Annotated in this window: 7 protein-coding genes and 4 pseudogenes; 5 read left to right on the top strand and 6 right to left on the bottom strand. The window is 66.2% G+C overall.

Annotated features, from left to right (window positions below; all coding sequences use genetic code 11):
* The first annotated feature begins 39 nt into the window (after window positions 1-39).
* On the top strand, window positions 40-6,549 hold the full coding sequence (locus tag CEB94_RS40035) for an RHS repeat-associated core domain-containing protein (RefSeq protein ID WP_175436777.1): 6,510 nt from the start codon (window positions 40-42) through the stop codon (window positions 6,547-6,549).
* Between the two features lie 91 nt (window positions 6,550-6,640).
* A complete protein-coding gene (locus CEB94_RS40030; RefSeq protein WP_175436776.1) occupies window positions 6,641-6,979 on the top strand; it encodes an ankyrin repeat domain-containing protein in 339 nt (112 codons plus the stop codon).
* On the opposite strand, the gene CEB94_RS42040 is transcribed toward CEB94_RS40030, so the two are convergent.
* Window positions 6,912-7,373 carry a hypothetical protein gene (locus tag CEB94_RS42040; RefSeq protein ID WP_342790448.1) on the bottom strand — a complete coding sequence of 154 codons (462 nt, stop codon included), beginning with the start codon at window positions 7,371-7,373 and terminating at the stop codon, window positions 6,912-6,914. The genes CEB94_RS40030 and CEB94_RS42040 overlap by 68 nt on opposite strands.
* 225 nt (window positions 7,374-7,598) lie before the next feature.
* Here CEB94_RS42040 and CEB94_RS40025 point away from each other — a divergent pair.
* A pseudogene (locus tag CEB94_RS40025) lies at window positions 7,599-7,910 on the top strand (carboxylesterase family protein); the annotation flags it as partial.
* A gap of 43 nt (window positions 7,911-7,953) precedes the next feature.
* On the opposite strand, the pseudogene CEB94_RS40020 reads toward CEB94_RS40025, so the two are convergent.
* The 5 genes and pseudogenes from CEB94_RS40020 to CEB94_RS40000 form a co-directional block, all read right to left on the bottom strand.
* Window positions 7,954-8,499: pseudogene (locus tag CEB94_RS40020) on the bottom strand (bifunctional DNA primase/polymerase); the annotation flags it as partial.
* A gap of 505 nt (window positions 8,500-9,004) precedes the next feature.
* Window positions 9,005-10,183: an IS21 family transposase gene (istA, locus tag CEB94_RS40015; protein WP_246112092.1), complete on the bottom strand. Its 1,179-nt coding sequence runs from the start codon at window positions 10,181-10,183 to the stop codon at window positions 9,005-9,007.
* Window positions 10,184-10,534: 351 nt separating this feature from the next.
* Entirely contained in the window at window positions 10,535-11,446 is a 912-nt protein-coding gene (locus CEB94_RS40010; protein ID WP_175437368.1) for a MerR family transcriptional regulator, read from the bottom strand.
* 185 nt (window positions 11,447-11,631) lie between these two features.
* Window positions 11,632-12,495 (bottom strand): annotated as a pseudogene (locus tag CEB94_RS40005) (IS5 family transposase).
* 358 nt (window positions 12,496-12,853) lie between these two features.
* On the bottom strand, window positions 12,854-13,420 hold the full coding sequence (locus CEB94_RS40000; protein ID WP_175436774.1) for a TetR/AcrR family transcriptional regulator: 567 nt from the start codon (window positions 13,418-13,420) through the stop codon (window positions 12,854-12,856).
* Between the two features lie 139 nt (window positions 13,421-13,559).
* Between CEB94_RS40000 and CEB94_RS42415 the strand changes: the two are divergent.
* Window positions 13,560-14,284 (top strand): annotated as a pseudogene (locus tag CEB94_RS42415) (SDR family NAD(P)-dependent oxidoreductase).
* 67 nt (window positions 14,285-14,351) lie between these two features.
* Window positions 14,352-15,422, top strand: coding sequence for an aldo/keto reductase (locus tag CEB94_RS39990; protein WP_175436773.1), 1,071 nt, complete (start codon window positions 14,352-14,354; stop codon window positions 15,420-15,422).
* Window positions 15,423-15,469 lie beyond the last annotated feature (47 nt).

Below are 15,469 nucleotides of genomic sequence, written 5' to 3'. Positions count from 1 at the left end.
TCCGGCGCTGTTGCCTGGCGCCGCACAGGAAGAAGACACATGCATCCCTTCGGCATACCCCCCTCCGGCCAGGGGCGGGGAAGCAGAACCAGTCGCTGGTCCCGCCGCCTCGCTGCAGCCACTGGGCTCGCTCTACTCACCGGCCTCCTCACCCCCGTGGCGTTCGCCGCGGAGCCCGACCCGCTGGGGGCCCCTCACCTTGATAAGCCCCGCTCGGCCAAGGTCAACCCTCTCACCGTCAAGGTGAACCAGAAGGCTGCTGCCGTAGTGGAAAAGTCCGCCGCAGCGGACCGCACTGCAGCCGTCCGCGCACGCCGTGACCAGCAGAAGCAAGCTACTTGGCCTCACGCCGGCAAGGCATCACTGACTACCCGCTCGAAAGGCATCACCGAAGCCACCCCCGGCTCCCTTCCCGTCACCATTGCTGCGCCGGGCAAGGGCAAGGCACCTGCGTCCGTCACCGTTGAGGTCCTCAGCCAGAAGGCGGCGGCCAAGCTCGGCGTCAAGGGCGTCGCCCTGAAGGTGACGGGGCCGAGAGGCGGAGGTGCTACCAGACTAGGCGTCGACTACTCAGCTTTCGCTTCCGCCTATGGTGGCGACTGGGCTGGACGCCTCCAGCTGACCCGCCTGCCGGGCTGCTCCCTCACCGACACGGCCAAGGCAGACTGCCGCAAGCGCATCCCCCTGGATTCGGTCAACGACCGGGACGAGAATCGAGTCTCGGCTCCCCTGAGTCTGCCGGCCAACGGCTCACCCATGATGCTGGCCTTGGCGGCCGGGACACAGTCCGGCGCCGGCGATTACAAGGCGACCCCGCTTGCTTCCTCCTCCACTTGGGAAGCAGGCGGCTCTTCCGGAACCTTCACCTGGTCCTACCCGCTGCGCATTCCGCCGGCCGCCGCTGGCCCGCAGCCAAAGCTGTCCCTCTCGTACAACTCTGGCGCTGTCGACGGGCGCACCGCTGTCACCAACAACCAGGGCAGCCAGGTCGGTGAGGGTTTCGACCTGACCTCGTCGTTCATCGAGCGCACGTATGGATCATGTGACGACGACGGCCAGGCGGACAAGTTCGACCTGTGCTGGAAGTACGACAACGCCTCGCTCGTGCTGAACGGCCAGGCGTCGGAACTGGTGAAGGACGACACCACCGGCGCATGGCGTCTGCAGAACGACGACGCCTCCACCGTCACCCGCTCTACTGGAGCGGACAATACTGATGACAACGGCGAGCACTGGACCGTCATCACCGGCGACGGGACCAAGTACGTCTTCGGTCTGAACAAGCTCGCCGGCGCCAGCACCGACGACCGCACCAACTCGGTTTGGACCGTCCCCGTCTTCGGCGATGACGAAGGCGAACCCGGCTATGCCGACGGCAGCTCGTTCTCCGGCCGTGCCAAGACCCAGGCCTGGCGGTGGAACCTCGACTACGTCGAGGACACCCACGGCAACGCGATGTCCTACTGGTACACGGCAGAACACAACAACTACGACAAGCTCGGTGACGACACCATCGGCACTGACTACGTCCGCGGCGGATACCTGAAGGAGATCCGCTACGGCCAGCGTGCCGACACGCTGTTCTCCGGGTCCCCGGCCGCGTCGAACAAGGTGGTCTTCGACTACGCGGAACGCTGCTTGGCCTCAGGTACCGGCTGCGACTCACTCACCGAAGACACCCGCGACAACTGGCCCGACGTACCCTTCGACTCCGTCTGCAAGGACGGCGACAAGTGCACCGGCAACCCCGGTCCGACCTTCTTCACCCGCAAGCGCCTGACCACCATCACCACCCACGCGTGGAACGCAGCCGCCACGACGCCCGGCTTCGATCCGGTCGACGTCTGGAATCTCAAGCAGATTTACCTCGACCCGGGCGACACCGGCGACTCGACCGACCAGTCCCTGTGGCTGGACGAGATCAGGCACACCGGTAAACGCGGGACCGACCTCGCGCTGGACCCCGTCAAGTTCACCCATGAGATGCGCGCCAACCGCGTCGACGGCACAGACAACATCCTTCCTCTGCACAAGCCTCGCCTGAAGACCGTCACATCGGAGACCGGCGCCCAGACCATCGTCACTTACTTGGATGCCGACTGCGTCAGCGGCCAGACTATGCCCAAGGTCGACGAGAACACCAAGCGCTGCTACCCGGTGTACTGGTCCCCGAACGGTGAGCAGGATTCCGTCCTCGACTGGTTCCAGAAGTATCCGGTCAGTTCAGTGCAGACCACCGACCCCCACGGCGGCTCGGAAGCAGTGCAGCACGCCTACCAGTACTCCGGCGGCGGGGCCTGGCACTACAACGAGGACCCGATGACTCCGGCCAAGGAGCGCACCTGGTCCATCTGGCGCGGCTTCCAGCAGGTCACCCATCTCGTCGGCATATCGACTGGAACTCGGAGCAAGACCGTCACGGTCTACCTGCGCGGCATGAACGGCGACCGAGTTCTGAGCGCTGACGGCAAGACCCCCGACGCAGATGCCCGGAAATCGGTGACGGTCACGGGCATCAAGGCACCGGCTGTCACCGACTCCGACCAGTACGCGGGCTTCACCCGTGAGACGGTCACGTACAACGACACCACGGAGGTCACCGGCACCGTCAACGACCCGTGGTCGAAGCGGACCGCGACCCAGCACAAGTCGTATGCCGACACCGAGGCGTACTACGTCCGCATCGGTGCCACCCACACCCGCACCAACATCACCAGCAAGCTCACCCCCTACGACCGGGTACGCACGGTGAGAACGACCTTCGACGACTACGGCATGAAAGCCACCGTCGAGGACCAGGGCGACATCGCGATCGACGGCGACGAGAAGTGCACCCGCACTTGGTACGCCCGCAACAACGCTAACGGCATCAACTCCCTCGTCTCCCGCACCCGTGTCACCAGCAAGCCCTGCGCCATCACGGGTGACGCTCTGGATCTGCCGGCGGATTCCAGCAGACCCGGTGACCTCATCTCCGACACGGCCGTCGCCTACGACTCGACGACCTGGTCCTCGGACCAGACCCCGACCAATGGCGAGCCCCGGTGGGCCGGCCGGGTCCAGGGGTACACAGCGGCCAACAACCCCATCTGGCAGAAGCAGACGACCACGACGTTCGACACACTCGGCCGTCCCCTCATCGTCAAGAACACCAATGATCTGCAGGTGTCGAAGACGACCTACACCCCAGCAGCGACTGGTCCTCTTACGGCTACTGCCGTAGAGGACGCCAAGCTGTACAGGACGACGACCGCAGTCGACTTCGCCACAGCTGCCCCGCTCAAGGTGACTGACCCCAACAGCAAGGTCACCGAGACGGAGTACGACAGCCTCGGGCGTCTGACTAAGGTATGGCTGCCCAACCGCCTCAAGGTCCTGAACAAGACACCGAACTATGTCTATGCCTACAACGTCACCGGTTCCGCCATGTCCTGGGTGTCCACCGGCACCCTGAAGGGCGACGGTTCCGGCTACAACACCACCTACACCTTCTACGACTCCCTGCTGCGCACCCGTCAGACCCAGGCCCCGACACCGCAAGGGGGCCGTCTCATCTCACTGGCCCTCTACGACACCCGGGGTCTGGCGGTCAGTCAGCAGTCCGACATCTGGGACAGCACCTCAGCCCCGGCGTCCACACCGGTAGAGACCTCCGCCGGTCAGGCCCCGCTCCAGACGGATACCACCTACGACGGTGCCGACCGCCCGATCAAGACAGTCACCAAGGCACACGGCACCACCCGCTGGACCACCACCACGTCCTACACGGGTGACACGGTCAGCACCAGCGCCCCCAGCGGAGGCCAGGCAACCGCCACGGTGACCGACGCCCTCGGGCAGCTGACCGAGCGTCGCGAGTACGGCGGTCCGCAGCCCACGGGGACCGACCACACCACGACCAGCTACGCCTACACACCGGCAGGCCAGCAGAAGACCATCACAGGCCCCGACCAGAGCAAGTGGTCCTACACCTACGATCTGCTCGGTCGCCAGGTCACGGCCACCGACCCGGACAAGGGCAAGAGCACCACCGAGTACAACGCCCTGGACCAGATCGTCAGCACTACCCCGAACGACGACCCGAACAAGAAGCTGCTCCACGAATACGACGACCTCGGCCGCAAGACAGGCACGTGGCAGGTCGCCAAGACAGACGCCAACAAGCTCGCCGCCTGGACCTTCGACACCCTGGCCAAGGGCCAGCCGGACAGCTCTGTCCGTTATAACAGCGGCTTGACCGGAAAGGCCTACACCCAGAAGGTCACCTCGTACGACGCGATGTACCAGGTGACCGGCAGCCAACTGCTCCTGCCCGACACAGATCCCTTGGTGACGGCGGGCGTTCCCAAGACACTGTCGTTCACCACCGGCTACAACCTGGACGGCACGACCAGCCAGTACGCCTCCCCGGCCATCGCCGGACTGCCCGCTGAGACCGTCTCCTACAGGTACGACTCGACTGGCCACCAGATCAGTTCGACCGGCACCACCGGTTACCTCCAGGGCGCGGCGTTCTCCCCGCAGGGCGACCTGCGTCAGCTGACCCTGGGCATGGACGGTACGAGTACGGCGAAGAAGGCCTATCTCAACTGGGACTACGAGCCGGGCACTCGCCGACTCACCCGTTCCTACGTCACCGACGACGTGCACGGCTACATGCCACAGGAACTGAAGTTCACCCAGGACGACGCAGGGAACGTCACCTCGATCTTCGACGCCACCACCCAGGGCGGCACCACCAAGGCCGACTACCAGTGCTTCGCCTACGACGGCTACAGCCGCATGACCGAGTCCTGGACGCCGAAGACTGCGGACTGTGCGGCAACGGGGCGGGCGACGCCCAACATCGATGGGTCCGCCCCTTACTGGACCTCGTACACCTACAGCGCTGCGGGGCAGCGCAAGACCGAGACCAAGCACACCTCAGCCGGCGACCAAACCACCCACTACACCTACGACGACACGACAAAGGACGGTAAACCCCACACGCTGGACGTCACCACCGGCGCCCGCCCCAGCAGCTACTCCTACGACGGCAACGGCAACGGCAACACGACCTCCCGTCCCGGCCCCACGGCGCAGCAGACGCTGGCCTGGAATTCCGAAGGCAAACTGGCCAAGCTCGTCGAGAGCACGAAGGAGACCTCCTATCTCTACGACGCGTCCGGTGAACTGCTCGTCCGGCGCGCTCAAGGCGACGGCGACACCGTGCTCTACCTGGGTGGCGGCAACGAGGTCCGCCTGACAGTCAAGGGCACAACGAAGACGCTGACCGGAACCCGCTACTACACGGCCAACGGCCAGACCATCGCCGTACGCAAAGCGGTGCCGGGTACGACGGGCACAAAACTCAGCTTCCTGGCCGCCGACCACCACGGCACTTCCAGCGTTGTCCTGGACGCCAGTACGTACGCAGTCACGAAGCGTTACACCACGCCATTCGGGGCCACCCGCGGCACCAAGCCAAGCGCCTGGCCCGACGATAAGGCTTTCCTGGGCAAGCCGGTCGACGACGCAACCGGTCTGACCCACATCGGCGCTCGTGAGTACGACCCTTCGATCGGCCAGTTCATCAGTGTCGACCCGCTGCTCACCCTGGAAGAGCACCAGTCCCTGAACGGATATGCCTACGCCAACCAGCATCCCGCCACGAGCAGCGACCCGACCGGTCTGTGCGATGACCCGGTGGGGAACGGACGCTGCCGGCCGGGCAAGGTCGGCAAAGACGCGGTGGACCCCGCCTACCCGACCAATGTCAATCCGTCTCCCAGCGGGTCTGGCCATGGACTGGGCGGCGGAGGCGGCGGAGGCGGCGGCGGCGGAACCGCCACCACCAGCAGCGCCGCACCGGCACCAGCACCAAGCCCAGGGCCTGCTCCCGTGCCCGGACCCTACGGCGGGACGTACGCAGCCCCCACTTCCGTTTTCCAGGAAGTAGTGCTTGCGGCCTGCAGTTGGATTCCGGTAGCTGGTCTCGGCTGCGATGCCTACGATGTCAGTCGTTCTTACGACGAGGGTGATGGAATCGGCGTCGGCCTCGGCATCGCAGGGCTCCTTCCGTTCGGCGATTTCGGAAAGCTGGGCAAGCAGTTCGATCGAGTGGCTGCCGCCTGGAATTCCGCCGACAACATCAGGAAGATCGACCCGGCAAATATCGTCGAGGAACTGCGCAAGACCGGCAGATTCAAGGGAGACACTAATATAGCCGGAGCGACAGTGGACATCGAGGGAATCGATCCGATGGCCCTTGCTGCTGTCAGTGGAGCCAAGAGCCGCGACGGAATGGTTCCGACTGTGGGATCGCATGGGAATCCGCAACGTTACGTTCCGAAACGGTGGCCTGCGGGCGCGGACAACAACCGATTCCACGATACCGAGTTCAAAATGCTGAACTACCGAGCGAACAGGTTGGGGCCGGCTTCGGACTCCGTGGCCGGCACCGTCCGACTGCACTCCGACTTCCCGGTTTGCGGTTCATGCGACGGCGTCATCTCTCAGTTCCGATCGGACTTCCCCAACGTAAGACTCGTGGTGACCACTTCGAGCTGAAAGAAGATAGTGTAGGGGCACCGGCCGAAATAGGCCGGTGCCCCTACACTTGGGTGCCGCCCATTGCCATCGGTCCATCAGGGATGAGATTGTGAACAGTGACTTGTCGCCCACCCACAGCGCCGTCGAGCTCGGCAATCTCGTGGAACTTCACCGGTTGCTGCTGGCGGGGGCCGATGTGCATGAGGAGCACGACGGGCTGACCCTCCTGCATGCCGCGGTCGACGCGGAGATCGACAGCCATACGCAGACCGGCAAGCCGCTGCACGTGGATGCCACCGCACTGCTGCTGGCTCATGGCGCTGACCCGCAGCGCAAGTCGGGGGGAGGCAGCGGAGTATCCGCGCACCACATGGCTTTCGTCAGCGGTCACTGGCTTGCCTGCGCGTTGTTCGAGGCATGGACCGCAAGATCACAGTCGGGGAGCTGAGGCCGTCTCTCCCGAGTCGACCGGGAGAGTCGGCCGCCGGGTGCCGGCCTCTCTTCGCACGCTTCCCCGCCCGCGACCGGACACGGACCGTAACTGGCCGTTGGCGGGGTGGCGGTTGCGGCGTATCTTCCGGCTGATCGTGGACGGACTGCGGTCCCATGTCCGCAGCAATCCTCCGCACGGGTACTTTCGCCCAGACCTGGTCGGCGATGTAGAGACGCTCTTCCAGCGTCAGATGCCGGGAGGCAGAAGGAACCCGCTCGGCCCGCATTCTGTTTGCGGACTGAGCGGGTCTCTTCTTTGTGTCCGTCCTGCCGTTGCGCCACCGCTTGGCGGTACGCCGGTTGATGCCGACGATCCGGCATGCCTCGCGGCTGCTTACCCCTTGATCCATGAGCCGGAAGTATTCCTCCCGCTCACGGACCAGCTTCTTGCGTCCCTGTGACAAGCGGCGATTGCGGATCTCGAAGGCCATCGTGTCCCCGGAGGTCGGGTGTTGCGATGACCGTTAGAACCCAAGCTGCCGGAATAGGGGCCCTTTGTGGTGCTCTGATGTGCACGGTGCACGGGCGCGCCGTGCGGGCACGTGCAGGAGGCGGCACGGGAGGCTGGTGGGCGGATGACGGCAGCAGCGGACCCGGTGGTCCGGACCCCCCATGGGGCAGTACGCGGCCGATACGAGGACGGCGTGGTGGTCTTCCGGGGCGTCCCCTACGCGGCCCCGCCCTTCGGACGCCGCCGGGTCCGGCCCCCGGAGCCGCCCGCACCCTGGGACGGGGTCCGGGACGCCGGCGCATTCGGGCCGACGCCGCCCAAACCGGCGTACTCGGACGCCTTCGCGCAGTACCTGTCCGACCCGGTGGTGCCGGGCGACGACTGCCTCAATCTGAACGTGTGGACACCGGAGCCGGGCCCGAGTAGGCCCTGCCCTCCCGAAGCTACGGCGAAGTGACAAGTAGTGCTCATGCAGAGAATCGGCCCCACACGTGCAGGCCCCCGGAGGGCGTGCGCACGCGCAGGGTCGTGGTGTCATCGGCCGGGCTCTGCTGGCCTCGAAGGGCGGCGAGGACGGCGAGTGTGTGGAATCCGTTGGCGAGGCCTGCGAGGTCGACCTGGTCACCGATGGGAATGCCGGGCGGGATCCTGTCGCGCGCCGGGGGTTCGGTGCCGTGGGCGTCGATGTCGATGACCACCAGCCCGGCCGGGCCGCAGGAGACGCCGATGCCGAACTCCGGGTGCTGCCCCCACCACTGCTGGATGCGGTCCTGGTTCAGGGTGGCCGCGTGGAAGCTGTGACACCAGCGGCCTGCGCGGACGCAGGGGCAGTTGGCCGGTGCATGGGAGCTGGCACGGCAGTCGCTGCAGTTCGCAGCTGGTGTCTTACGGCCTGGGGCGAGGGGGTGGACGGGCCAGCCTCGGCGGGCGCACGCCTGTGCGAGGGCAAGGGGCGGAACGACTGAAGAAGCAGGGATAGCAGGATCCCTTGAGTCGCTGCGGAAAGACTGCAGCTCAGCAGGCATCTGTACCCCCTATCAGCGACCGAAGCGACTCAACGACGGACACAGACTAGCGAACGGGGCGCGTGGGGTCGTGGAGCACATGCGGAACAACGGTGACACCGCGTCGATGATGCGACCGGCGAGCGGGCGACCAGCGACCGAGTGGGAGGCGCAGCGACCCACGCTGGTTCGGTAGCTGTCGACTTATCGCGGCAAAAGGCCAGGTCAAGCAGAGCCTGAAGCCTGAACAGCGACTGAAGCGACTGAAGCTCTCCATATATCACGCACACGCACACACTCTCTGAAGCCCATATATGCCGAGTCCGAGTCGCTTGAGTCGCTTTCCACCCTCGAAGAAGCCGCTGACCTGCAGCTCTACCCGCTTGAACGGCCAGCGACCGAAGGATCGCCCGGTCGCTGGCCGTTCAGTCGCTGCTCTATGCCGAGTACAGCGACTGAAGCGACCGAACTACAGGCACACGGCAACAGCGAGAGCTGGCAAGCGCCGTTGTCACACCCCTCCGATTCACTGGAAACGGTCCAGCACCAGTCGTTCTCCGCCCTTGGCGATCAGCCGCTCGTGCCGGGCTATCTCTGTGCTGCCGTCGTAGACGCCCAGCTCGTTGGCGTGCAGCACGGCCCGCACCCGGCGGCCGATGAAGCGGACCGGCACCGAGTAGCAGTTGGTGCGGACCGAGATTCGGCTGTGCCGGTCCACCCGCAGGGCGAAGGTGCGGCTGGTGTCGAATGGCTCGTCCGGCAGCGCCTTCAGAAGGGGCTGTTCGACGGCGAAGTACTCGCCCACGGTGCGGGGCCGCATCCGAATACGGCGGGCATCGTCATGCTCGTCCCATTGCTCGACGAGCAGGTTCAGCTCCGCTAACGAGTCCACCTCCGGCACCGGCACGAGGTGGTTGCGGCGGAAGTAGCCGACATCCCCTTCCACTCCGCCCTTCTCGTGGGCGCCGGCCAGGCCGGGACGGCAGTAGAAACTGTCCAGGCCGTAGTGCTCGCGGAAGGCGAGCCACCGCTCGATCTCCCGTCTTTCCCGGGCGAAACCGATCACCTTGGAGACCGCGGCCTTCAAGTTGTCGTAGCGGACCTTGCCGGTCGGCGCCCCGCCCAGGACTCTGAGGGCGTGCACGTGGCCCTCGAAGAACGCCTCCTGTCCGCCGGACGCGAAGATCCGGTGCACTGCCTTGCCCGAATACGACAGGCGGAAGCTGAACAGGTAACAGGTCACCATCTGCCCGGCCAGACGCACCGTCACATCCCCGAAATCGACCTCCGCTTCGACACCTGGGCGGTGCGACTGCGGTACGAACGCCTCGACGGGACCACGGCCGGCCATCGCGCGGATCTCGCCCCGGCGCACTGCGACGTAATCGCGGACCATGCCGTAGGAGACGCCGTGGGCCTGACGCTCCTCAAGCAGCCGGTCGAAGACACGCTTCGCGGTATGCCGCTGCTTGCGCGGGGCGTCCAAATCGGCCCGCAGCATCTGGTCGATCACCGGTTTGTACGGGTCCAGGCGGGTCGGCCGCGGCGGCAGCTTCTTGCGCGGCCGGGGCCAGGCCGACTCCAAAGCGTTCTGCACCGTCGGGTGGCCGACGCCGTACTTGCGCATCACGGCACGCTTCGACATCCCGGCACGGCAGTCCCTGCGGATCGCCGCGTACAGCTCGACCTTGGACTTCGGCGCCATCGACGCCTCCTCGCAGCACGGAGCATGCCCATGCTCCCACCGCAAGCCCCCCGGTGTTGCCAAAACTCACCGACACTCGTACCCGGCAACCCGAGGCGTTCACGGCGCTGACCGACACGCGTTCTCGAAACTCAGCGGCACACCCATGCGCCAGCACACCGCTGGCCCGATACTGCTCGACGACCTGATGTAGCCGATCGAACGACTTCTGCTGCGCCTCCGTGAAGAAGCACTCCACAGTGATCCCGTGCTGGGCCCGGAAGTGAGAGGCAACCCGCAGAGCGATCTCCGCCGAAGCAGGATCGCCGTTCTCGTAGCGGCCCTCACCTGCGTACCCGTCTAGGCCGTGTTTTAGGTAGCGGGTGGCTCTTGGGCGGATAGTTCTTCGGCCAGTTCCATACAGCGCAGGCGGGCTGGGGAGAAGTCGTAGGGCATCTTGCCGGTGGCTTCGAGCACGCTCATGGAGTCAGCCTCCCGCCTGCCAGAGCTGAGGTCGGCCTCGTCCTCGCCGTCATCGGCGGTAGCAGGGTGCAAAGTGTCCCAGGCGTCGAAGAGGGCATCGTCGTCTTTCCCTAGGCCGGACTCCTCGATGACGGCCTGCAGGGCGCTTTCGAAGGCGTGCCGCGCGACGGCCACTTGAGCCACCCGTGGATCATCGACGGCGACGCTGTCATCGAGTGCCTCTTCGGCGTCATCGATGCGGTCGGAATCCTCCCGCAGAGTGGGATGCGTGGCCAGGACGACGAAGCGGGTGGCCTGGATGGCCGCGCCGAGCGGGCCGAAGATCCGCTCAGTGACCAGCAGACTGTCCAGGTCCGCCTGACGCAGGGAGCCCTCAGGCAGGCTCTTGAGGCGTTCGGTGACGAAGTCGGAGAGCAGGCCCATCCGGCTGCCTTCGGTGCGCATCCGCTGCACGGCGGTCCGCTGCCGCCGCAATTCCGCCTCCTGCTCGGCGAGGGTTTCCTCCAGCCGCTCCAGGATGCCCGCGATACCGTCTCCGCTGTCCGCACCGGCGGAAGCCGTGCCGGTGGTAAAGGCGTCACGGATGTCGTCCAGGGCGATCCCGGCGTCGGCCATCTTGCGAATCCACAGCAGGCGGATCATGTCCTCGTACCCGTAGCGGCGGCGGTCATCGCCGCCCCGCTCAGGCTCGGGAAGCAGGCTGATCTCGTGGTAATGGCGAATCGCCCGCGGCGTGGTGCCGGCGAAGGCCGCCGCGTCACCGATCTTGACCTGGCGAGGTGGCATGAACGGCGAATGCATGAGCAAGGACCTTTCCTCAAGGGACCGGGACGTAAGTCCACCGGACCACATGCCGCTACGGAAGGTGCAACCCCATACACACCGCCCCGCGCCAATGCCAGGGAACGCGCTGTTCCTCCGTAATGACCGCAGGCCCGTCCTTTCCTGCTGGGGCATCCGCACGACGGCAGACTGAGGGTTCACAGCTACTGATAAATCGCCGCGACCTGAACCGTCGCCTCGAACCGAACCGCAAGTTTGTCGAACCGGGTCGCCACGGCCCGGTGCTGCTTGAGACGGCTGATCCCGCATTCGACCGCATGCCGGGCCTTGTAGTCCTCGCGGTCGAAGACGGGCGGACGGCCAACCGCCACGGCCGCGACGCCTGCGGTTGCGGACCTGACCGACCGGCTCAGGAATCGTGCACCTGATGCCACGTCTGCGCAGGTAGGCGCGATTCGCGCGTGAAGAGTACGCCTTATCGCCTCGCACCCGCAGCGGGCGGCTTCTCGGCCGGCCGACACCAAGCCGGGGCACACCGATCGCGTTCAGGACCGGCTCGAACTGCGGACTGTCCCGCGCTGCCCGGCGGTGATCAGCAGCGACAACGGCTTCTGTCCGTGCTCACACGCCAGATGAATCTTCGTGGTGAACCCGCCTCGCGACCTGCCCAGTCCATGGTCTTCAGGTTCGGCGCTCACTCCGCCCGGCGGTTCCTTCTGCACAGCACCGCGCCGGCGGGCACCGGCAGCATGCTGTTGTGCCCGGCAGATGATGGAGTCGACGTTGACCTCCCAGAAGATCAGCCCGGCCGCATCAGCCCTCGCCTGCAACAACGTCAACAGCCGGGCCCACACACCCCGACGCTGCCATCTCCGGAACAGTCCATACACCGTCTGCCACGGTCCGTACTCGAACGGCAGATCCCGCCAAGGAACTCCGGTCCGAACCCGCCACCGCACACCGTTTACCAGCCGCCGACAGCCAGGCCACCTGCGACTTATGCCCACCGCAGGCAGCAACGACTCCAGCACCGACCACTGCTCATCAGAAAGATCCCCTCGCCCCACATCTTGATCATCACCGTGCAGGGCGCGCACAGGAATCAGAACCTAAAACACGGCCTAGGCGTGATCAGGTTGCCCACTTGCTTGACCAGGTGAAATGTGTGGGGCGAGTGTGACCGGCGCGCGCCACTTGACCTGCGCCGGCCCCGCCTCGTTGCGTGGTGAGGCCCCATGTCGGCGCGGGCCTGGGGCCTCGTTCCATACGAGCGGCCGGCCGTCCACTTCCTGGCCTCCGCCAGCATTGCCTCCGCCTAGATCTGCTGCCGCCGCCTCACCAAATGAGACGACGTCTTCGACGGTTGCTTCACCGGCACCGGCAGCGGCCCGCGGTCATCACCGTGACGACACTGCGCACTCGAGGTCAGCGACGCGGCCTTAGCCCGTCGACGACGATGGTGAGCATGCGGTCGAGTTGGGCACGCTGTTCGGGTGCGCCGGCCACGGAGAGCACGCCAGCGAGGACGCTGCCGACGTCGACCGGATCGATGTCGCTGCGTAGTTCTCCTGCCTCGGAGCCGGTCGCGAGCACCATGCCCAGGATTTGCTGGACCTCATCGCAGACCGGTCCGGTGCCGAAGCGTCCGGAGGCGCTCATGGCGACCAGGGCGTCGCAGATGCCGCGCCGCTCGCCTGCCCACTCGGCGAAGTGGCGCATCCAGGTGTGGAGAGCCTGTGCAGGCCGCTCGGTAGCCAGGAGGGCTCGCGCGTCCTCGCGCAGAGGGCGGATCTGGTCGCGGTAGATCTCTTCGACCAGGTCCTCTCGGGTGGGGAAGTGCCGGTAAAGGGTGCCGCTTCCCACGCCCGCGCGTTTGGCGATCGCGTCCAGCGAGATCGCCTGTCCGGAGGCGAAAGCCTCAGCAGCCGTGGCGATCAGGTGATCTCGGTTGCGCTGGGCATCGGCGCGCAGGGTCCTTCGTGGAGATGTCATGGCCTTCGCAATCGGGAGTGGCGGGTTGCGGTGCGGAGACGAATCGGGGATGTCTCCGGTTAGTGTACGGTGACGCAAGCGGGGACCTCCCCGCTTACTGATTGGCGTCCGACCCTGTCCGCTCCACGAAAGGCCCGCCATGCCCGTAGCGCTCATCACCGGCGGCACGACCGGAATCGGCAGAGCCACCGCCGAACTACTGCACGCCCGCGGCTACCAGGTCGCTGTCACCGGACAGAACCCCGATTCCCTCGCGCGGGCAAGGCTCGAGCTTCCCGACGACGTACTGGTCGTCCAGTCCGACCTGCGCGCTCTGGCCGACACCGACGTTCTCTTGGCGACGGTGGCCGAACGTTTCGGGTTAACGACCTGCTGTTCCTCAACGCGGGGATCTTCCACCCCGCACCGGTTGCCGACGTGACGGAGGAGTCGTTCGACGAGCAGGTCGACGTCAACTTCAAGGGCCAGTACTTCACTCTCCAGAAGGCCCTTCCGCTCATGAACGACGGCGGGTCGATCGTCTTCACCGTGGGCGTCGGATCCCGTCGCGGCATCCCTGGCGCCACGCTGGGGGCAGCGACGCGCGGCGCCCTGCTGGCGATGCTGCCCTCGCTCGCGATCGAACTGGCTCCGCGCAGAATCCGCGTCAATGCCGTGAGCCCCGGGGCGACCGAGACCCCCCTGTTCGACAAGCTGGGAGTCCCCCAGAGCGGCCGGGACTTCTTGCGCACGAAGATCCCGTTCGAGCGCTTCGGATCCAGCCAGGAGATCGCGGAAGTCGTCGCCTTCCTCGCCTCGGACGCCGCCAGTTACGTCACCGGACAGGACATCGCCGTGGCCGGCGGCTACGGGCTCGGCGTCTGAAACTCGGGCGAGCCGACCACCGATCCGCGCTCTCGAACACCAAGAACCACAACCCCAGGAGAACACGATGCCACTCACTCTCGACACCTACCGGCTGCTGGGTCGTTCCGGACTGCGGGTCTCCCCGCTGGCTCTGGGCGCGGCGACCTTCGGCACCGAGTGGGGCTGGGGCGCCGAGCGCGAGGAGGCGCGCAAGCTGTTCGACCGCTACACCGAACTCGGCGGAAACTTCTTCGACACCGCCAGCACCTACACCAACGGCAGCTCCGAGCGACTGCTGGGCGAGTTCGCCCGTGGTGATCGCGAGCGTCTGGTACTCGCGACGAAGTACTCGACGCTGCGCCGGCCCGGTGACCCCAATTCCGGTGGCACGCACCGCAAGAGCATGCTGGCATCGGTGGAAGCCAGTCTTCGGCAGCTCGGCACGGACTACATCGATCTGCTCTATCTGAACGTCTGGGACTTCAGGACGCCGGTGGAGGAGATCCTTCGCGGCCTGGACGACCTGGTACGGCAGGGCAAGGCCCTGTACGTGGCGGTCTCCAGCGCACCGGCCTGGCAGGTGTCGCGCATGCAGTCGCTCGCCGACCTGCGCGGCTGGTCACCGCTGGTCGCCCTGGAGATCGAGTACAGCCTGATCGAGCGTGCTGGGGAACGTGACCTGATCCCCATGGCACGCGAGATGGGACTGGGCGTGGTCCCCTTCTCCCCGCTGGGCGGCGGGGTGCTCACCGGCAAGTACGGCCGGGACGATCTAAACCCGGCGGACGCCGTCGCCGGCGAAACCGCCAGCAGCCGCAAGAGCCTCAACGCCGCCCTGGGCATGGTCACCGAACGCACCCTCGCCATCGCCGATGTGGCGAAGGAGGTGGCCACAGAGCTGGGCCACACACCCGCCCAGGTCGCACTGGCCTGGACCCTGAACGCCCCGGGCGTGGCGGCACCCATCATCGGCGCCCGCACCATCGCGCAGCTCGAGGACAACCTGGGTGCACTGCAGGTCGACCTCACGCCTTCCCAGCTGGCCCGCCTCGACGAGGTCAGCGCCATCGACCTCGGCAATCCGCACGGACTGCTCGCCAGCGACCACATCCGCACGGTGACCTCAGGTGACATGAAGATCGAAACCCGCCGCTGATCCACTTCCAACATGGCGACATCCAGACGTACCACCATGTTTTCGGC

This window comes from Streptomyces hawaiiensis (genome assembly GCF_004803895.1).
GTDB classification, from domain to species: domain Bacteria; phylum Actinomycetota; class Actinomycetes; order Streptomycetales; family Streptomycetaceae; genus Streptomyces; species Streptomyces hawaiiensis.
Note: the sequence above shows the minus strand (reverse complement) of the source record. Positions and strands in the feature narration are given on the sequence as shown.

What these genes read in the sequence shown, in the direction of transcription:
- CEB94_RS40035 (WP_175436777.1), top strand. Translation starts at nt 40, where the DNA reads ATGCATCCCTTCGGCATACCCCCCTCCGGCCAGGGGCGGGGAAGCAGA.
- CEB94_RS40000 (WP_175436774.1), bottom strand. Translation starts at nt 13,420, where the DNA reads ATGACATCTCCACGAAGGACCCTGCGCGCCGATGCCCAGCGCAACCGA.
- CEB94_RS39990 (WP_175436773.1), top strand. Translation starts at nt 14,352, where the DNA reads ATGCCACTCACTCTCGACACCTACCGGCTGCTGGGTCGTTCCGGACTG.
- istA (WP_246112092.1), bottom strand. Translation starts at nt 10,183, where the DNA reads ATGGCGCCGAAGTCCAAGGTCGAGCTGTACGCGGCGATCCGCAGGGAC.
- CEB94_RS40010 (WP_175437368.1), bottom strand. Translation starts at nt 11,446, where the DNA reads ATGCATTCGCCGTTCATGCCACCTCGCCAGGTCAAGATCGGTGACGCG.
- CEB94_RS42040 (WP_342790448.1), bottom strand. Translation starts at nt 7,373, where the DNA reads ATGGATCAAGGGGTAAGCAGCCGCGAGGCATGCCGGATCGTCGGCATC.